This is a genomic window from Enteroscipio rubneri (assembly GCF_002899715.1).
GTDB classification, from domain to species: Bacteria; Actinomycetota; Coriobacteriia; order Coriobacteriales; family Eggerthellaceae; genus Enteroscipio; species Enteroscipio rubneri.
Map to the genome: position 1 here is coordinate 1 of NZ_PPEK01000015.1, position 18,110 is coordinate 18,110.

The 18,110-nt window shown below is 49.7% G+C and carries 16 protein-coding genes; 11 read left to right on the forward strand and 5 right to left on the reverse strand.

What is annotated here, in order from left to right; genetic code table 11:
- Window positions 1–1,294 precede the first annotated feature (1,294 nt).
- A complete protein-coding gene (locus tag C2L71_RS11945) occupies window positions 1,295–1,729 on the forward strand; it encodes a hypothetical protein (RefSeq protein ID WP_129588506.1) in 435 nt (144 codons plus the stop codon).
- A 443-nt stretch (window positions 1,730–2,172) separates the two neighbouring features.
- On the opposite strand, the gene C2L71_RS10330 is transcribed toward C2L71_RS11945, so the two are convergent.
- From C2L71_RS10330 to C2L71_RS10340, 3 genes are read right to left on the reverse strand one after another with little or no spacing between them, the layout of a single operon-like run.
- Window positions 2,173–4,161 (reverse strand): DUF6020 family protein, encoded by a 1,989-nt coding sequence (locus C2L71_RS10330; protein ID WP_129588507.1) that lies wholly within the window; start codon window positions 4,159–4,161, stop codon window positions 2,173–2,175.
- Window positions 4,162–4,210: 49 nt separating this feature from the next.
- Window positions 4,211–5,770: an oligosaccharide flippase family protein gene (locus tag C2L71_RS10335; RefSeq protein WP_103265681.1), complete on the reverse strand. Its 1,560-nt coding sequence runs from the start codon at window positions 5,768–5,770 to the stop codon at window positions 4,211–4,213.
- Entirely contained in the window at window positions 5,767–6,870 is a 1,104-nt protein-coding gene (locus tag C2L71_RS10340) for a glycosyltransferase family 2 protein (RefSeq protein WP_157938967.1), read from the reverse strand. Before C2L71_RS10340 ends, C2L71_RS10335 begins: the two co-directional genes overlap by 4 nt.
- Before the next feature lie 189 nt (window positions 6,871–7,059).
- Here C2L71_RS10340 and pseB point away from each other — a divergent pair, with 189 nt between their 5' ends.
- From pseB to pseG, 6 genes are read left to right on the forward strand one after another with little or no spacing between them, the layout of a single operon-like run.
- Window positions 7,060–8,058, forward strand: a complete 999-nt coding sequence (gene pseB, locus C2L71_RS10345) for a UDP-N-acetylglucosamine 4,6-dehydratase (inverting) (protein WP_103265683.1) — start codon at window positions 7,060–7,062, stop codon at window positions 8,056–8,058.
- An 8-nt stretch (window positions 8,059–8,066) separates the two neighbouring features.
- Complete coding sequence (pseC, locus tag C2L71_RS10350; protein ID WP_103265684.1) at window positions 8,067–9,269, forward strand: UDP-4-amino-4,6-dideoxy-N-acetyl-beta-L-altrosamine transaminase; 1,203 nt, start codon at window positions 8,067–8,069, stop codon at window positions 9,267–9,269.
- Window positions 9,266–9,955 carry a pseudaminic acid cytidylyltransferase gene (gene pseF / locus C2L71_RS10355; protein ID WP_103265685.1) on the forward strand — a complete coding sequence of 230 codons (690 nt, stop codon included), beginning with the start codon at window positions 9,266–9,268 and terminating at the stop codon, window positions 9,953–9,955. Before pseC ends, pseF begins: the two co-directional genes overlap by 4 nt.
- On the forward strand, window positions 9,948–10,976 hold the full coding sequence (gene pseI, locus C2L71_RS10360) for a pseudaminic acid synthase (protein WP_103265686.1): 1,029 nt from the start codon (window positions 9,948–9,950) through the stop codon (window positions 10,974–10,976). The genes pseF and pseI overlap by 8 nt, the downstream gene beginning before the upstream one ends.
- Before the next feature lie 4 nt (window positions 10,977–10,980).
- A complete protein-coding gene (locus tag C2L71_RS10365) occupies window positions 10,981–11,481 on the forward strand; it encodes a GNAT family N-acetyltransferase (protein ID WP_157938968.1) in 501 nt (166 codons plus the stop codon).
- Entirely contained in the window at window positions 11,472–12,533 is a 1,062-nt protein-coding gene (gene pseG, locus C2L71_RS10370) for a UDP-2,4-diacetamido-2,4,6-trideoxy-beta-L-altropyranose hydrolase (protein ID WP_103265688.1), read from the forward strand. Before C2L71_RS10365 ends, pseG begins: the two co-directional genes overlap by 10 nt.
- A gap of 11 nt (window positions 12,534–12,544) precedes the next feature.
- On the opposite strand, the gene C2L71_RS11950 is transcribed toward pseG, so the two are convergent.
- On the reverse strand, window positions 12,545–13,672 hold the full coding sequence (locus C2L71_RS11950; RefSeq protein WP_129588508.1) for a hypothetical protein: 1,128 nt from the start codon (window positions 13,670–13,672) through the stop codon (window positions 12,545–12,547).
- A 174-nt stretch (window positions 13,673–13,846) separates the two neighbouring features.
- Here C2L71_RS11950 and C2L71_RS10380 point away from each other — a divergent pair, with 174 nt between their 5' ends.
- The gene (locus C2L71_RS10380) at window positions 13,847–14,863 is read left to right on the forward strand and encodes a glycosyltransferase family 2 protein (RefSeq protein WP_157938969.1); all 1,017 of its coding nucleotides are present in this window, start codon (window positions 13,847–13,849) and stop codon (window positions 14,861–14,863) included.
- Between the two features lie 40 nt (window positions 14,864–14,903).
- On the opposite strand, the gene C2L71_RS10385 is transcribed toward C2L71_RS10380, so the two are convergent.
- Entirely contained in the window at window positions 14,904–15,923 is a 1,020-nt protein-coding gene (locus C2L71_RS10385; RefSeq protein WP_103265691.1) for a glycosyltransferase family 2 protein, read from the reverse strand.
- 236 nt (window positions 15,924–16,159) lie between these two features.
- Here C2L71_RS10385 and C2L71_RS10390 point away from each other — a divergent pair, with 236 nt between their 5' ends.
- Genes C2L71_RS10390 through C2L71_RS10400 form a run of 3 tightly spaced genes read left to right on the forward strand, consistent with a single transcriptional unit; the run spans window position 16,160 to window position 18,079 of the window.
- Window positions 16,160–16,948: a glycosyltransferase family A protein gene (locus tag C2L71_RS10390; protein ID WP_103265692.1), complete on the forward strand. Its 789-nt coding sequence runs from the start codon at window positions 16,160–16,162 to the stop codon at window positions 16,946–16,948.
- 31 nt (window positions 16,949–16,979) lie between these two features.
- The gene (locus tag C2L71_RS10395; RefSeq protein ID WP_103265693.1) at window positions 16,980–17,684 is read left to right on the forward strand and encodes a glycosyltransferase family 2 protein; all 705 of its coding nucleotides are present in this window, start codon (window positions 16,980–16,982) and stop codon (window positions 17,682–17,684) included.
- Window positions 17,681–18,079 carry a DUF2304 domain-containing protein gene (locus tag C2L71_RS10400; protein WP_103265694.1) on the forward strand — a complete coding sequence of 133 codons (399 nt, stop codon included), beginning with the start codon at window positions 17,681–17,683 and terminating at the stop codon, window positions 18,077–18,079. The genes C2L71_RS10395 and C2L71_RS10400 overlap by 4 nt, the downstream gene beginning before the upstream one ends.
- Window positions 18,080–18,110 lie beyond the last annotated feature (31 nt).

The following is an 18,110-nucleotide window of genomic DNA, read 5'->3' on the forward strand; positions in this document are numbered from 1 at the left end:
AGTACGTGGCCGAGAGCGAGTGGGGCTCGAGGCGCTATCTGGACGTGACTCTGCTGGAGGGGTAGCCGCACCGGACGGCGGGCTTATGAGGCTGTCGGAAAAGTGCGCAAGATTCTTGACGGTACCAGTATAATCGCTTTTCCAAGGGTATTTTTTGCTGGGTTGGGTTCAAAACGGAGTGGATACCTTTCGAAAACGTAGAACGCGTAGCCGGAACTACAAATTGGAATTTCTTTTCGTTGCTGCTTTATGCTTTTGATGGGATTATTGGCTTTTCAACAATGCCACTATCTATCGCATCAATGACGGTCATACGTGAACGCAGTGCCTCCAATTTGTCTTAGGGACTGCAAAGAAGAGTAACGGATAGCGAACAATAATCAGAGCATTATTAGAAAGAGCTATTTATGAAACGAGCCATACCAGTTAATTGGGTTTTAATTGCAATCATTGCGATTATTGGCAGTGTACCGCTCTTTACTACGTATCTTCCCGGGCTCCTCGACATGACCTTATTTTTCACCTTTATCGGATAGAGTAAATTGCCCAAGGACTCGAGAATGGACAGTTCCCTGTATACCTCCAAACCTCTCAGATAGGGGGCTTCGGGTATTCTGTTTCAGTAATGTACGGAGACGCTTTCCTCTATTTTCCTGCAATTTTGCATCTCTGCGGACTCTCTGTAACAGCTTCATATAAAGTATTTGTTCTGCTCGTTAATGTTTTTACTGCGTCTACTGCGTATTATGCATTTTCGCGCATTTTTGCAAATAAAAGCATAGGTGTGATAGCTAGCCTACTTTGGACCCTTTCGCTTTATCGTTTGGAGTGCATTTACCTTAGAGCGGCCGTTGGCGAATACTCAGCCCTCTCTTTTCTTCCCCTTGTGGCACTTGGAATAGTATATATTTTTTCCAAAGACATAAAGCCTTCCCACTATGGTTGGGTTCTTTGCAGCATGGGTGCTTGTGGAGTTATTTTTCCCATGTATTAAGTACCGAACTGCTCCTACTCGTATCTTTACCGGTGATAGTTATTGGTTTATCCTATAATCACTCCAGAGAAGCAATAAAAAGGCTACTGCTCGCACTCGTGTTAGCTCTTTTGCTGTCACTGGCGTTCATCGTTCCTTTTCTCGATTATTACTTTAATGCAAACTTAGCCGCCTCATGGCTCGCAGAAAGTTCTGTACGGGAACGCGCTGCTAATCATGCTGCACAGATTTCTCAGCTTCTCACCCTTTCCCTAGAATTATCAAACGGCAGCAATCCCTTATCTGGGCATAGGTGGTGAAATGTCCTATGCACTCGGATGGTTGCTAATATCCGGGGATGTTCTCTGGTCGGTACTCCTTGCCTATGATTCAGAGCATAAACTTATCAATGGCGTTGCAAGAAAAATGGGCACCACTATCCTGGTATCTGCTTTTTTAATAGGATTTGCTGCAACAACGGTGTTCCCTTGGAACGCGCAACTAGGCGTCCTGAATAAAGCAATTGGCTTTTTAGCGTCGATTCAATTCCCATGGAGATTATTAGGTCTTACAAGTTTTCTTTTGGTGGTGGTTTCGTGTCTTGTAGTGCATGCGGTTCTGTCAATGAAAGAATGGCTTAATTTAATCATTGGGGTCTTTTTGCTTTCTGCTTACTTCCTGCGGGATATGCGATTGACAGCTTTTTGCAAAATAACGAACCATTGTCTGAATTTACCGTCGACATTGACCCTGTAGCAGATGGCGTTGCTGGCGGAGAGTACCTTCCCCAAGGCACTAATCTGGAAAGCTTGCTAAATTCGGATGCAGCCCCGTCGGATATAACGGGCGAGGTCGAGGTGCTTACATACGAGCGGAAGGGAACTTCCGTTTCGCTTTCAATACATTCGCACAGTGATGAGCAGCAGACTATTCTTCTACCGCTTCTTTACTACAGAAATTATGTTCTGACGAGCGAAGAGTCTTCCGAAAGCTGCGAAATGCAAGTTGGCGATAATAATAGAACTGAATTAGTGATTCCCCCGCATTTCGAAGGAACCGTGCAGGTGTATTATTCTGTGCCTATGGTGTGGCGAGTTGCCAGTCTCGTTTCTTTCGCTACTTTTGTCGCACTAATGCTTTCCTTTTAGAAAATGGTCTCAATAAGTACTTTGTGCAGCAGCACAGGACAGAATCGAACCTTACCTGCGTGTGTTGACGGTTGTGCTTCTGTCATCTCTTCTCCACAAAAGAGCAGCAAAGAAAGGGACAACGAAGGCAATGGGGAAAGTATAGCGAACGATGAAGTTGCATGGGCCGATCAGCGTTATGCAGAGCACGAGAAGCGTGGGCAGCAGGGCGAGTAAGACTCCGCTGCGGTGCTTCTTGCGAGCATGATAGCCGACAAGGAGTAGAAGAGCCCATATGTAGGTTGATCCCTGAGTGAACAAAGAGAGGAGAGGGGCATTGTCCCATAGGGCTTGGTATAGGGCGAACGATTTGCTCGCGATAGCAGTGAAGATGCTGTCGGTGTGTTGGAAATCATAAAAGGGAGCAATGGATGAAACGTTCTCTATGGATTCGCGGCTGGTTTCCAAGTTGTAGTTGTAGGGATTGGCTTCAGTGGGATAAAAATATCCATAGTAATTCATCATCGTCGCAGCAAGACAGGTTCCCGTATGCTCTGCCAGCAGTTGCCTCCAAACGGAAAAAAAGGTTTTGATGTCGTCTGGGGTGGCAAATTTATTGAAGGTGTTTTTCACAGGATCAGACAACAAGGGGTTGTACTTATCCTGCATTGTTTCGTAATCAAACACTTTATCGATTGCATCTCTTTGCGCCAATGTGATTTCGTCGCCAAAGGTGTTCACGCAACGCGCGACTTGCTGGGCTGGAATCGAGATCATTTCGCGGGAGCTTCCGGAAGTGATGCTTAGAGCCGGGAATAGTACGTTGGACAGCAAGATGCTTATAGCAATCGGTCCCATAAATGTGCAGATGACAGCCCTCCTGCTCATCGAAGATGTTTTTAAAAATGCGAGCACCATGATAATGAGCGCAAAAACGACGTAACCCTTTTTGAGCAAGCAAAATCCCAAAAGACTGATAACTAAAATTGCCCAATTCTTCTTCGTCATCTCGTATGTTTTCGATCCGATTCTGAAAAGTGAAATTGAAAGCAGTAGCAAAGAGCAGGCGAACAACGTATCTTTGGTTCCTAGGAGGGCGTATTCGGGAAACCAGGGAAAGAGAGCCACGAACAGTAACAGCCCAATGCGGATCCTTCGTGGCACATGGCACTGCTTCAGAAAATTGATACCATAGCCGATTGTGGCGATAGTGGCCAGGTACTGCCCGACGATATACAGAAAGTAGCCAATGCTACATGAGCCAAATACGTTCTGACCAAGCAAAACGCTTCCTCCCATGAGGAGGGTATGGACGACAGGATGGTGGGCGTTAAGCGTAACGTTTTGATCAATGAGAACAATGGATGCTGAGGTGGCTTCGGGAAGCCCGAAGAGCTGAGAGATTTGATTGAGGGTGTCGCCCGGGGCGAACAGCCCTGGGAAAAAGGCGATAAGCAGGGGAAGCCAAGCTACGCCCAGCACGCAGCTCGGTGCGAGAACGGGATGCGATTCGAAGAGAAATAGGATTCGGTTGCGCGTCCGTCCCGTATCGATAGCTTCTCGGCTACCGACGTTCGAGGCGGTCTTGTCAGCAAGGGAAAAGAGAAAGGCGAAACCCATATACCCCAAGCATGCGAAGGAAACGGCAGAGATAACCGTAACTGCCGTGCCGAGAAATCCATCGAAGACAGCCCACGGATCTCCGAATGACTCGCATGCTTTTCCGAAAACCATAGCGAAAGCGAAGAAAACCGAAAGGAAGAGGCAGGGTAAGTCTAACGATTGCTTTTTCGACAGAGCTCCGATGAGACATCGGGCAATTAATAGTATGAAAGCCAGTTCAAGAAAAAGAACAAGGCTTTCCGAGGGCGGAACTGCGATTGCGGCAATAAAACGGTTCGCGCTTCCCACAGCATCGAGCGGGCCTATATTGAGGTTAGTTCCGAACAACACGGCCAAGGAAATGACCGCAGCAATGCGGTTTTGCCTGCGTGATAGGCTAGGGAAGAAGAACGCTATCCAAAGATAAGTGCCTTTCGGCCGAGAAACTGCTTCTACCAAGGGAAGCTGCCTTTCCTTTAAGTCCATTGCCTGTAATTAGCATATCTCGTTATTTGCTGCGGCTTTTACGCGTAATTCTGCCGATCATTTTTCCAACAAGCTCCCGCTCTTCTTTATTCATGGAGCAACAATAGGCGACAAAGCAATATCCTATGGTAAAAATCGCAATTCCCAATGCCAGCAAAACCCAAGAGCCAAGTGATCCTTGAAAATGATACACGATGAAGAAACCAGCTGTGCTGTAAGCGGCTAGGGGAAGTGCCACGCGGGCGGTGTTCTTCCAGTAATCGCGCACGTCCAAATGCGCGGTTCGATAGTAATACACGTTCATGATGACGCCGTTCCCGATCAACATCGATAGACCCGTCACTATAGCTGCGCCCATTGCCCCGTAAACGGGCGCTATCAAAATGACAAGAAGGATGTTGGCTATGGCCATTCCAAGATATACCTTACCGCGAAAATAATATTTATTCATCACTTGCAAGATAACCAAGGCAAGATTTTGAATGAGATCGATGGTGAACGGAACCATGAGTACGGCAGCGAGATAGTATGCATCGGAGAACTCCGAACCAACCCATAGCCGGATAAAGTCTTTGCCGAAGACAATGAAGCCGAAGAGGATCAGCAGCAGGGGGTACAAGGCGATCCGACCAACTCTGGTAAACAGGTCGGAAATTCCCTTGGTGTCGCGATCTGAGAAATACATCTCAGACACTTTTGGCATAAATACCGATGATATAGCCGTTCCTATAGGCATGTAGCACATGCATATCTGCGATGCGATCGAGTAAAGAGCCACCGTGGATGTGCCATAGATATAGCCCAGTATAAGCTGATTCGAGCTCCAGAATACCTGGTCGGCAATCTGAACCAACAGCATGCCGGATGAAAAGAAGAGCAGGCTTTTTAGCAAATGATCGGTATCTGCGTGCTTTCTGACTTTTGCTCCAAGATGCCGACGGGCAAATAGGCGCTGCGCAAGAGCGCATAGCACGTTAAGGGCGAGTTGTACGAGGCATGCGGTCAACGCATAGGGGAAAACGCTCAGCAAAAGCACAACCGCTATCGGCTGAATGAGAACGGAGGCAAGTTGGGTGCTTTTCAGAAAGGCAAACCGTTCGTGCGCGTTGATCACGGCGACGTTGATGGTGTTGTTCATGGTTACGATAAGGTTCACGACCAAGACGGCTATCATAACCGAGCCTTCAAGCAGCTGGTTTTCCGACAAAGAGGCTGCATATGCCGATCCGAACAACAGCACGACTACGCCGCCGATGAGAATGGCGGCTAGGGAAACCACCCTATATATGTTCCTGCTAATCGCAAGGGTGTTTTCCATGCCATTAATGTCTCTCGAAGAGAAGTATTTGCAGTAAAATCTTGTGACACCTCCAGCGAACGTCGAATTAAGTATGGCCATGTTTGCCATGACGGAGCCGATAAGCTGGTAGAGGCCGTACTCGTTGGTTCCTAGTCCATTTATAAGCAAGGGAACGTAGATGATCCCCACAATGGCTTGAGCAAGCGTGTAGGCGTATGAGAGAACCACGCCCGACATGCGTCGGGCGTTTCGCTTCTCAGCGCTTTCGAGGGGAGTGCTCATGCGTGATTCCGAAAGCTGCGAACCGTTCGGAATAGTTTGTTGAGGCTCCGCCTGGCACGGTAAGCTGCAATCGGATGGAGTAGAGTAATACGCTTAACCGTTCGTTCGAGCAGGGGCCGGCGTGCATAATAGGGATTAGACAAGTAGTCGGGAACCTGTTCGATCACATGCTGCGCTAGCGATCGGATGAAGGCTTTCGATGAGGGCAGTTCGGATCCTGTGAGCATGGCGACTGTATTGAAATAGCATATATCCATGAAGTAGCAGCTCAGTTCATCCTCGTAGATGTTGTACATTCCGAGAGAGCGCGCGTCATTGAGGATCATGTCAGAGGACGCGATCCTATCGTGTAGCGCTTGGCTGCTCTTTACCGTTGTGGATACAGTGGAGCTGCCGTATTGGCGGTAGTTATAAAAAGACTCGCCTTCTATGACGCTCATAGTGTGAATGCCGTAGAGCCAACGCAGCAAAGTCGGCGTGTCTTCGTAGAGCATGTCTTCTGGAAACAGCATGTCCTGCCGCTTGATCAGCGAAGCCTTGAAAAGATGGGCCCAAATGGGATCATGGCAGAGGACGAGCGTTTTGCGTTCGTCGATACCAATAGGCCCGTCGCAGCTCAACGGGGTGTTCCTTTTCTGGGGTTCAATGATTTTATCGTGTAGATCGACAAGCTGATACGGCGCGACGACCGCATCAGCTCCGCTTGTAGTGATTGAGTCATGCAGTGTTGAAAAGGCAAGGGGCGACACGGAGTCATCTGCGTCGACAAAGCCAATATACCGACCACGGGAAAGCGCTATTCCCCTGTTTCGGGCAGTGCCTTGCTTTCTGTTCCTATCCATGGAGACAACGGTTATGTTATCTACCTTTTCAGCATAGGAGAGAGCCATGGCAAGAGACTCGTCATCGGAGTGATCATCGACGCAGATAATCTCAAGAGCAGCGATGCTCTGGTCTATCAGGGACTCCAAACACCGTGAAAGCAGGTGGTCATGGGCTTTGTTGTAGATGGGGACAATAACACTCACCTCGGGGGACGTGAGGCGGGATTGGCGCAAGATGGAAAAATCGGAAGGAGTATTGATATCGGTAGAAGCCAAAGCGATCCTCGATCATTACATGTGCGACCCAAAGGGGTTCGCCGAGTCTTTCTTGCGGTGGGTTGCCGCTCATAAGCCCAAACGAATGATCATATTAATGTGTATCAAAGCCATTGTGTAAGGCGTTCGGAGATATCCGCATTATAATCATTGACGCTGTGCTGAATCTAGAGACGCGGGAGATAAGAGATGCTCGATAACAAGACGATACTGGTCACCGGTGGCACCGGCTCGTTCGGCAATGCGTTTACGCGCTATGTGTTGGAAAACTACGACCCGAAGAAGATCATCATCTACTCGCGGGACGAGTATAAGCAGTTTATAATGCGCAACAAGTTCATGGAGTTCGATTCGAAGCTTCGGTACTTCATTGGGGATGTTCGCGACTCGGAACGCCTCCATCGTGCTCTGCGCGATGTCGATTACGTTGTTCATGCGGCAGCGCTCAAACAAGTTCCCGCTTGCGAGTACAATCCCATGGAAGCCGTCAAAACCAACATCGATGGCGCCATGAACCTCGTGAATGCTTCTCTTGATTCAGGCGTGGAGAAGGTCGTTGCCCTTTCCACCGATAAAGCGGTCAACCCCGTTAACTTGTATGGCGGCACGAAGCTCGTGTCGGACAAGCTCTTCATCGCGGCAAATGCTTATAGAGGGCAATCGGGCACCACGTTTTCGGTGGTTCGGTATGGCAATGTTGCGGGCTCACGCGGTTCCGTCATCCCGTTTTTCGATAATCTGATAAAAAGCGGTGCGGCAGAGTTGCCCATCACCGATTTCCGCATGACGCGCTTTTGGATATCGCTAGACGAAGGTATTCAGTTGGTCATTAAGGCGCTCAACGAGGCAGAAGGTGGCGAGACGTTCATATCGAAGATTCCCTCGTTCAAGGTGACTGATCTTGCTACGGCCATGGCCCCTGAAGCCAAACAGATCGAAGTCGGTATCCGGGAAGGGGAGAAATTGCATGAATGCATGGTTCCCGCAGCCGACAGTTTGACGACTTACGAGTATGAGAATAATTTCATTATCTACCCGCATATGGAGTGGTGCGATCTTTCGAAGATCGACTTGCGCGACGGAAAGAAAGTCGAGTCAGGATTCGTATATGATTCAGGTACGAATACCGAGTGGCTTTCTGTGGATGAACTGCGCAAGCTTCTTTCAGAAATGACCATTAAGTACTAGGGGTTACTGTGCAAACACTTGCCATCGAGGGCGGAAAGCCGACTAGCGATCACATGATCGGGTATGGGCATCAAAGCATATCGGAAGAGGATGTGAGGGCGATTGTCGACGTGCTGCACGGCGACTTCCTCACGTGCGGACCAGCTACAGAGGCGTTCGAGGAAGATCTCAAGGAGGTAACCGGCACCTCCTTTGTTACAGCAGTTGCCAATGGAACGGCGGCGTTGCACGTTGCCTGCCTTGCGGCGGGCATTGGATTTGGCGATGAGGTAGTCGTATCCTCCATAACCTTCGCAGCCTCTGCCAATTGCGTGCTGTACTGCGGGGGAACACCCGTCTTCGCCGACATCGACCCCGATACTTGGAATATTTCGCCCGATGCCATACGGAGCCGAATCACGTCGAAAACCAAAGCGGTGATCGCTGTTGACTTTGGTGGTGTGCATGTTGATTCGGATGCCATTCGTGCTATTTGCGAAGAGCATAACCTCGTATTTATTGAGGATGCCGCACATGCGATAGGAACGAGCCATAACGGCGCTGCGGTCGGTTCTTTGGCGGACATCACCACGTTCAGCTTCCATCCGGTCAAAACTGTGACTACGGGCGAGGGTGGTGCAGTGACAACCAACGATCCCGCCTTAGCCGAGCGCATTGCTCTATTTGCAAAGCACGGTATCACGCGTGATGTGAATCTTTTGCGCAATCCTGATGAAGGCGGCTGGTATTACGAGCAGTTAGAACTCGGCTATAACTATCGCATGAGCGATATCCAAGCAGCCCTCGGTTCGAGTCAGCTAACAAGGTTGGGCGAGTTCTCTGCTCGCAGGCGAGAGCTCGTTGCGTTTTATAATCGCGAGTTCTCAGATATTCCAGAGGTCTCTTTCCAGAAAGATGTTTCGCCAGGTGAGACGACTCGTCATCTCTATGTGCTGCGTTTCGATGTTGAAACATTGAAAACATCTCGCAGATTTATCTACGACGCATTGCGCGCCGAGGGCATTGGGGTAAATGTGCATTATCTCCCCGTCTATCGACTGCCGTACTATCAGGACAAGGGGTACCCGGCAGATTGCTGCCCGCAAGCCAATTGCTTTTATGAGGAGGCGATAACGCTGCCGCTTCATTTTGGCTTAGCGGACGAGGAGGCTCAGCATGTGGTAGACGCGGTGCGAAAAATCATAGATTATTGCCGAGCGGTCAGCCGATGAGTATCGTAGCTGTCATAACAGCTCGAGGAGGCTCCAAAAGGATACCTCATAAGAATGTGAAGAGCTTTTGCGGTAAACCTATTATTGCATACTCCATTGATGCTGCTTTGAGGAGTAGTCTATTTGATGAGGTGATGGTGTCCACCGATGACGTGGAAATTGCGGATATCTCTCGACAATACGGAGCGCGAGTGCCGTTCATGCGAAGTACAGAAACAAGCAACGATTTTGCAACGACGGCTGATGTGCTGGCGGAGGTTTTAGAGGTATACGCTAGAGGCGGAATGGCTTTCGATGAAGTTTGCTGCATATACCCAACGGCGCCTTTTGTGACACCGCAGAAGCTTAACGAGGCTAAGCGGCTTTTTGATCGCGGCTGCGATTCGGTTCTCAGTGCCGTTCGGTTCTCGTTTCCGCCGCAGCGAGGGTTTGTCGTTTGCGAGGGTCGTCTTTCCTGGTGGTTTCCTGAATGTTCCAATATGCGAAGCCAGGATCTTGAGCCTATTTACCACGATGCCGGACAGTTTTACTTTGTTCGCTCGAAAGTTATCATTGAAGAACGGTCGCTCATAGGCCCGTATTCGCAGCCATACGAAGTGGCTGAAGATGAGGCGCAGGATATCGATACACCGAGCGATTGGAAGATCGCCGAGATGAAATTCGAGAGGATGCTCGCTCATGAGTAGGCTGAAGGATGCATTAGCTTCGAACCGTCCGTATTATATCGCCGAGATGAGCGCCAACCATGGAAACGATCTTGCGATTGCGCTGCGCATCGTAGATGCCGCAGCGGAGGCTGGCGCAGACTGCTTGAAAGTGCAAACATATACGGCGGACACATTAACGCTTGATTGCGATAACGAGTATTTCACCATTAAAGGGGGGCTGTGGGACGGTAGACGTCTGTACGATCTCTACTCCGACGCATCCTTTCCTTGGGAGTGGCATGAGCCGGTAAAAGCCCGGTGTGAGGAATGGGGTTTGGACTTTCTGTCCACGCCGTTCGATGCTGGAGCTGTCGACTTCTTGTGTGAATTGGGTGTAGACGCGTTCAAGATCGCCTCCTTCGAGTTGGTGGACATTCCGTTATTGGAATATGCTGCTTCCAAGGGCAAGACGATGATCGTTTCAACCGGTATGGCTTCTGTTGAGGACATAGAAGAGGCGGTGGCTGCGATTCGGGGCGCAGGCAATCAGGATATATGCCTCTTACGCTGTTGCAGCGAATACCCCGCCGATCCCGCCGATATGAATTTGGCCAGCATACCCGATATGGCCAATCGGTTTGGTTGTCATGTGGGATTCTCCGACCACTCAATGGGGCACCTTGCTGATGTCGCTGCGGCGGTTTTGGGTGCTCGCATCATTGAAAAGCACTTCTGTTTAGGGCGGGATATAGAGACGGCGGATTCCGAGTTCTCGATGACGCCTTCCGAGTATCGTGCCATGGTGGATGCGGTGAATGCTGCGGTCGATGCTGTCGGGGGGCCTTGCTACACCCCCTCCGAAAAAGAAGCGACGAGTCTTGTTTTTAGGCGTTCGATTTTCGCGGCCGCCGATATTGCCAAGGGGGAACCATTTTCCGAGAGAAATATCCGTGTGGTTCGTCCCAGCTATGGCGCAAAACCCAAATACTACCATCAGATGATCGGAAGGCCTTCAGATCGTACCTATGCCTTCGGTGATCCGATTGTGTGGGGTGAATGAAGCTATGGTGGACAAAAACTTCGCGTTCCGATCAGAGCGGCTTTCCTATCGGGGTATAACAAAAGAAGATGCCGAGATCATCGTCGGCTGGCGTAGTGATCCTGATAATTACAAAACCTTTTTTAATCGGCGCCCGATTACGCTGGAAGAGCATTTGGCGTGGTTTACGAACTACCTTGACGATATGACTCGCTACGACTTCATGGTCATAGATGAAACGGGCGCGCCCATCGGAACCGTCGGTTTGTCCGGGATATCGACTGATGCATGCGAGATCAGCTATATGATCGGAGCAAAGACGGCTCGTGGCAAGGGGTATGCGAAAGAGGCGGTGCGAGCCGCTACGCAACTTGCGTTTTCGGAGTTCGGTGTGAGGTATGTGGATGCGCGCATTCTTCCAGGAAATCACGCATCAGAAAAAGTGGTTGAGGGATGCGGTTACGCAGAAGTTGAACATGTGTTTCGCATTGAGCGAGCGGATGACGCGGGTGGTGGATGCTTTTGATGGACGGATCGCTTGTCATTCGAACTGACGCTAATCCTTCCATAGGCTCGGGACATGTCGTTCGCTGCGTGTCTATCGCGCGTGAGGCGCGTTTGCGAGGCCTGCAAGTACTCTTTGCGGTTTCCGATAAAAAGTCTCAGGAGGTTGTGGAGGGTCGAGGAGAAACGGCCGTGATTGTGGGTGGTGACCCACGTTCTTTCAATGAGCGCGATGCTCATACCGTTGCTGATTTTGCGCAACGCGTGCAAGCTGTCTCCGTTTTGGTTGATTCCTATGCCGTATCACATTCTTTCATGGATAGACTCCATCGGCGCTGCCACGATTCTGGAAGTCAGCTCGTGTATATTGATGATGTATACACGTTTTCCGAGGGCTTCGTACCCGATCCGATCCCTTGGAGCCTCGATGTGGTGATCAACTACGGCTTCATCTTTTCTGAAGACCAGTACCGAAACTTGTACGGCCCAAATGTCCGATTGTGCATCGGGCCGCGATACGCACCGGTGCGAAAAGAGTTTCATAATGCAGGGTATATCGTCAGAAACGATGTCGGGCGTATTCTGATCACGAGTGGGTCAACCAATCCGAATCGAACGCTTGAACGTATGGTGGAAGGTTGTCGGCTCGCGTCGGTCGACGCTGCCCTGGATGTGATCGTCGGAGGGCAGGCGGACTTCGACGATCATGTACTAGATGGATTGGACGCCACAATTCATCGCGGGGTTTCTAACCTCGCTCCGATTATGAAGCGGGCCGATATAGCCATATCTGCTGCGGGATCGACTTTGTATGAACTCGCATGTGTTGGCGTTCCGACCATCGCCGTTCCGATCGCCGAGAACCAGATGGGAAATATCCGAGGTTTTGACTCCTTGGGGCTTGGTCTCGGCGTAGCCGAACTCAATTGGGCTTCGGCTGCTGTCGCCAGCGACCTTGATACGTTGGTTCGAGATTCGCGAATGCTCCGATATTTATCGAAGAGAATGACTTCATGTATTGATGGCGCTGGCGCAAGACGGATGCTGAATGAATTCGGTTTCCTTATGCATTGAATGCACGCTTTTTATTCGTCCATGAACTTAGAGATGGCCAACACGGCATCATCGATTGACACGGGAACCGCGATGCGATTGGCGTCGATGCCGTATCCCTGTGCTGCGATGCTTGCAATCTGATCGTAGGCTTCGTAACTGCGATTCCCTTGTTCAAAAGCAAGTTTGTACAAAAAGATAAGAAAAGGCTTCTTGCCAGATTCTATAAAAGGCGCAAGCTGAGCCGAAGACCCTAAGCTTATTAGAATGGAGTCATCGAAGCACGGTGTCTGGCACAGTAACTCCCACGATCCCTCGGAAAAGTCTATGCAGCTTTCACCGAAAGCCGTTGCAAGAGTAGATCTTGGATGCGCTCGCACATAGCAAGGGCTGTCAAATATTTGAGCTGCTTGAACCATTTGATCAATGAGCTGCGACCCTTCGTTCTCCTGTTTTGTTCGGGGGACATCAAGGATGATGGTCTTTTTTTCATTGCGGAGCAGCTTTTCGTTTTGGGGTGCGAGGCAAGCCAAGGGTTCGAGAACATGCGGGGCCACTTCTATTGCCTCGCAAGGGATATTCGGACTATATTGCAGTAGTTCGGGTTTTTTGGCATATAGCCTGCATGGATTGTAAAGCATTTTTTTTGCATGCAGTTTTGTGAGTGTGGACTGTATGGCTCGTACATAGGGGAAGCCGCAGAGGGATGTGTCGGGAGGTTTGTCAAAGTAGAAGGGCTGAAGAAAAACATTACCATTGTAAATACCCGTCCCGTCCTCGAATAGTACCGTTTTAACGTCAGGATTTATTTTCCGTAAAGTTTGAAGAACATCAAGGGCTGCTGGGGTAGGGCAGGCAAAGGCAAAATAATCGTAATGGATGTTTTTGAGGTGCGATAAATTAAGGCGGCTTCCGCCTAAGCATGCGTAAAGTTGCCACAAAAAGCGTTGTTTGAAGTTCGCACAATAGTGTTCTGTGCAGAGGTATACAAAACGAAAGCGGTTGGTTTGACGATACACCTCGCCTAATTCTGCGGCACCGCTGAATTGGCTGTAAATTATGACATCAGAAGCGTCGTCCTTGTTCGCTTTGCTCGAAGCTAAGAGATACGAGTTGTAGAGCTGGAGAGGAGTATCTGCGAAATAAAGCCAGTTTGTCATGTTTGCTCAATTCAAGTACTTCTCGTATTGCTGCAACGAGATATGGTAAAACATACTCCGTGATTATAGCAATGAAAGACAAACTATCGCATTTATATTCGAAGTCGGTGCTGACGCTGGTATTCCGAATGCGCTGCCGGCGTCAACGTATATATTTTCGAAAGAATGTCTAATATGCGCGCTCCTCTATTATCCATAATCATCCCTGTATATAACGCCGACCGTTTCATCGGCAAATGTCTTGATAGTTTGATATGCCAATTCGATGCTGCAGAAGTTGAGATCGTCTGTGTTAATGATGGCTCGGAAGACCGGTCGGGAGTGATCCTTGCAACCTATGTCGGCCAATATGCTTCTTTGATTGTGGAAACGCAGGAAAATCAAGGTGTGAGCGCGGCTCGAAACGCCGGCATCCGGCGTGCGAGTGGTCATTATGTTATGTTTGTAGATGGGGATGACTGGCTATGCGCGGATGCGGCTGAGAACCTCCTGCCCATTTTAAGATCCCTGCAGTATGATTGTGTATTCTTCGGGCTGCGTGAATCCGGGGCTCCAGGCGACGAGCCTTGTGCGGAATCCCGTTCGATTGAAGGCGTTAAGGGCGGTCCTGATGATGTTGCGGCTGCGATTCTGGGATTTCAAAGTCCGTTCCAAGGCTATGCGCCCGGAAAGGTGATCCGTAGAAGCATTCTGCTAGCTGGCCCTTCGATTATGTTCGATGAACGGGTCTCCATTCTGGAAGATGAATGGTTTTGGATAAATGCAAGCTGCCGATGCGAGAGAGCTTTCATTCTGAACGAATCTTTTTATGTTTATCGTCGACGACAGGGAAGCCTGTCGTCGGGGCTCAACGAAGACCGTAGTCGACAAGAGTTATGTATGCGCAGACGGGTGCACAAGTATGTTCGGATCCATTATCCACGTCAAGAAAGACTGGCTCGGGGGAGAGCGGCGCAATGCGTTGCCGGTCTCGTCCGCTATTATTATGTTCATGAAGACAATGCGTCGCTCAGAAGCATCAGATCTGCTTGGAAAGCTTATCCCGGGTCAACCCTTCTTCTTTTGCCCGGAGTGCCGGTAGGGAGGAAGGTGAGTGTCTTACTGTGTGATGCGGCCATGGCATTGCATGTTTCGCCGATCCTTTTGAAGCCGCTCAGATCCTTGCTTTCAGAGGGCATGCCTGAACAGTGAGCAATAAGGGCGTTCGGGCCTCCGAGGCTTGATTAAACGTCTAAAGCATGTACTTAACGAAAGGTATCCACTTAAACATTGATATAAGCTTGCAAATTGCTGGAGTATAACCGTTATACGCGCACAGGATTTTGAGCTTTTGTGCTAAAGGAATATCAAATGAGTGAAAGTTCGGTTTATGCGTGGCGCGCAAATTGGAGATGATCGTCATAAGCTCATGCTCGGTGTCCTTGTCGCCCCTCTCCGACCAAATGATCTGCTTCTCCATTGAAAAAAGCATTCCGAGCACAAAGTTATCGACTGAGATGCTCGGATCGACCTTTTGAATATAGGAGCAGATATCGACGACGTCAAGATAGATGTCGTGTGCTTTCTTCAACGAGTATGAACTGGTGAGCGATTCGTTTTCCCTCACGTAATCATATAGGGTTTCACGAACAAGGGCGACGGTGTCTGCATAAAGAAAGATGCCGACGCTTGTCGGGGTATCTTCGGCGTAGCGAAATTGTTCAGGGAACCAGACTCCGTGGTCGAAGAAAAGGGATTTTCGAACAAGCTTGAAGCAAACGCTGTTGAAGAGAATGGGCACAATATAGTTGATTTGAAGCGTAAGCGCTTCTTTACCATTTATGGTTTCGGCCTTTCCCGGTATTGTGTAAATGCCGAGGGATTTAATTCTTTCTCCATCGGAATACAGGACATTATCAGCTTGGCATATCGCTACATCTGCTTCATGGGCTTCCACGGCACGCAGCATTTTTTCAAGCATAGTTGAGTCAATGAGGTCATCGCTATCAACACATGCTATGTAAGTACCGCGTGCTGCTCGGATCCCTGCATTCCTCGCAGCACCCAGCCCTTGGTTTTCCTGAGTGACCACAACGATCTCGGGGTGAGTAGCCGCATAGGAAGCTATGACCGCGTGCGACTCGTCCGTACTACCATCGTTGACGATGATAATTTCGAAATCCGTGAACGTTTGTCCAAGGATGCTATCCAGGCAACGGGGCAGTGTGGAGGCTGTGTTATAGACGGGAACCACGACGCTTATCTTTACCATGCGAGCGCTCCATGTAAAACTGTTGTTTGTCTGTCGAGGTTAATTGCAGTTGCTTTCAATTAAATAGGCTTTGCTTTTTCATTTATCATTATAGTATAGGAGAAGATGCGGATTGTTATGGCGGATCCTGTGGCATGACTGAAACTCCAGGAGTATGCTCGGCTCAAATGCGAAGGCATTGACGCATAGATACTTCAAAGCTCGTGCCGCTTTGGCTTTCAACTTAAGGTGTTGGCATGTATACCCCTCAAGACCATACGTTTGTGGTGTGCGCTTATCAAGAAAGCGAATATCTAGAAACATGCGTAAACTCACTCACGAGGCAGTCGATTGCAACGAATATACGGTTCGCCACCTCGACACCTAACGCGCTTATCGAAAAGCAGGCGGCGCGATGCGGCGTTCCTGTTACGGTGAACAAGGGAGAGGCCGGTATCGCCGGTGATTGGAACTTCGCCATTTCGTGTGCGGAGACTCCTCTGGTTACTATAGCCCACCAAGATGATGTGTACTGCGAATGCTATGCTGAGCGAATGATGGAAAGGGTGAACGAAGCGGTTCGCCCATTAATATATTTTTCAGATTATGGTGAGTTGCGAGACGGCGTCGAAGTCGATTCTTCTGAGCTTTCGGGGATGAAGCGTCTATTACTGAATCCATGCAAAATTCGGGCGTTGCAGAGTTCCCCCTTCATCAAACGCCGTGTCTTGTCGTTGGGTAATCCAATATGCTGTCCAGCGGTAACGTACGTGCTCGACAACTTGGAACAGCCTTTGTTCCGCTCGGGGTTTAAAAGCAATTTGGACTGGGATGCATGGTACCGTTTCTCCCAGCGTGACGGTTCGTTTGTGTTCGACGATTGGGTTGGAATGTATCACAGGGTCCACGAGGGATCGGAGACGTCGGCTTGCATAATGGATGATGTAAGGACAAAGGAGGATCTGGCGATGTTGAAGAGATTCTGGCCGGCGCCTTTCGCCCGCATGATCAACCGTGCGTATTCCGGTGCCCAGCGATATAATTAACGGAAGTGCTTCATGAGCGAAAGAGATAAGTTTGCTGAAAACCCTACTGATCATACCTGCGTATAATGAAGAAGAGTCGTTGAAAACGACTATCGATTCACTGCGAAAAACAGTCTCGCAAGTTGACCTGCTTATCGTGAACGATGGTTCTCGCGACGGCACCGTACGTGTGTGCCGCGAGAACAGATACCCTTTCCTTGATCTCTCGACGAATCTTGGACTGGCCGGAGCCTTCCAAGCGGGAATGAAGTACGCATACCGCCATGGGTACGACTGCGCTATCCAATTCGATGCCGACGGGCAGCATCTGCCTGAATACATCGAGCCGTTGGCGAAGGCCGTGGAAACCTACGACATCGTAATAGGATCGCGGTTCCTAGGTTCGAAGAAACCGATGAGCATGCGCATGGTGGGCAGCACGCTGATTCAACTCGCCATCAGGCTCACTACGGGCGAGAAGCTCACCGATCCCACGTCAGGAATGCGTGCGTTCAACGCGCGCATGATCGAACAGATGGCCCACGGACTGAATTTCGGGCCTGAACCCGATACTGTTTCCTACCTGATTAAACGAGCCGATGCGAAAGTAGTCGAGGTGCCGGTGGAAATGGGAGAACGTGCGGCGGGGGAGAGCTACTTGAATCCGTGGTCATCGGCCATGTACATGCTGCGCATGGCGATATCGATTCTATTTATCCAGTTCTTCCGCAAGCGCATCGGGGGTGGTGCGAAATGACGCTGGAGCTGAGGATCACGCTGCTCGTCGTGTCGCTGCTCACTCTCGTGTTCATCACCCGCAAGGTGCGGGATGCGAAGGTGCGCCTCGAAGACTCCATCTTCTGGTTCTGCATTGCGGGCCTGCTGCTTCTGGTCAGTATCTTTCCCGGCATCTTTTTTTTCCTGTCCGATGTGGCCGGCACGTATTCGACGGTCAACTTCGTGTTCCTCTTTTTCATCTTCATTTTACTCATCCAGTGTTTCACGTTGAACATGCGTATATCGCAGGTGGATACGAAGCTCAAGGAGCTGACGCAGCAGTTAGCAATAGAGAAGTTCGAACGCTATCAGAACGATAGGGAACGCGCCGTGTCTGCAACCGGCACCGATGTGGACGATGCTGGAAAACCGTAAGATGTTTCCGGTTCGGTCGGACGATTTATCG

Bases quoted from the DNA above. Each gene is read 5' to 3' on its own strand.
- pseF (WP_103265685.1), top strand. From the start codon at position 9,266: ATGAGTATCGTAGCTGTCATAACAGCTCGAGGAGGCTCCAAAAGGATA.
- pseG (WP_103265688.1), top strand. From the start codon at position 11,472: ATGCTTTTGATGGACGGATCGCTTGTCATTCGAACTGACGCTAATCCT.
- pseB (WP_103265683.1), top strand. From the start codon at position 7,060: ATGCTCGATAACAAGACGATACTGGTCACCGGTGGCACCGGCTCGTTC.
- C2L71_RS11950 (WP_129588508.1), bottom strand. From the start codon at position 13,672: ATGACAAACTGGCTTTATTTCGCAGATACTCCTCTCCAGCTCTACAAC.
- C2L71_RS10365 (WP_157938968.1), top strand. From the start codon at position 10,981: ATGGTGGACAAAAACTTCGCGTTCCGATCAGAGCGGCTTTCCTATCGG.
- C2L71_RS10385 (WP_103265691.1), bottom strand. From the start codon at position 15,923: ATGGTAAAGATAAGCGTCGTGGTTCCCGTCTATAACACAGCCTCCACA.
- C2L71_RS11945 (WP_129588506.1), top strand. From the start codon at position 1,295: ATGTCCTATGCACTCGGATGGTTGCTAATATCCGGGGATGTTCTCTGG.
- C2L71_RS10390 (WP_103265692.1), top strand. From the start codon at position 16,160: ATGTATACCCCTCAAGACCATACGTTTGTGGTGTGCGCTTATCAAGAA.
- C2L71_RS10400 (WP_103265694.1), top strand. From the start codon at position 17,681: ATGACGCTGGAGCTGAGGATCACGCTGCTCGTCGTGTCGCTGCTCACT.
- C2L71_RS10380 (WP_157938969.1), top strand. From the start codon at position 13,847: ATGCGCGCTCCTCTATTATCCATAATCATCCCTGTATATAACGCCGAC.
- pseI (WP_103265686.1), top strand. From the start codon at position 9,948: ATGAGTAGGCTGAAGGATGCATTAGCTTCGAACCGTCCGTATTATATC.
- C2L71_RS10335 (WP_103265681.1), bottom strand. From the start codon at position 5,770: ATGAGCACTCCCCTCGAAAGCGCTGAGAAGCGAAACGCCCGACGCATG.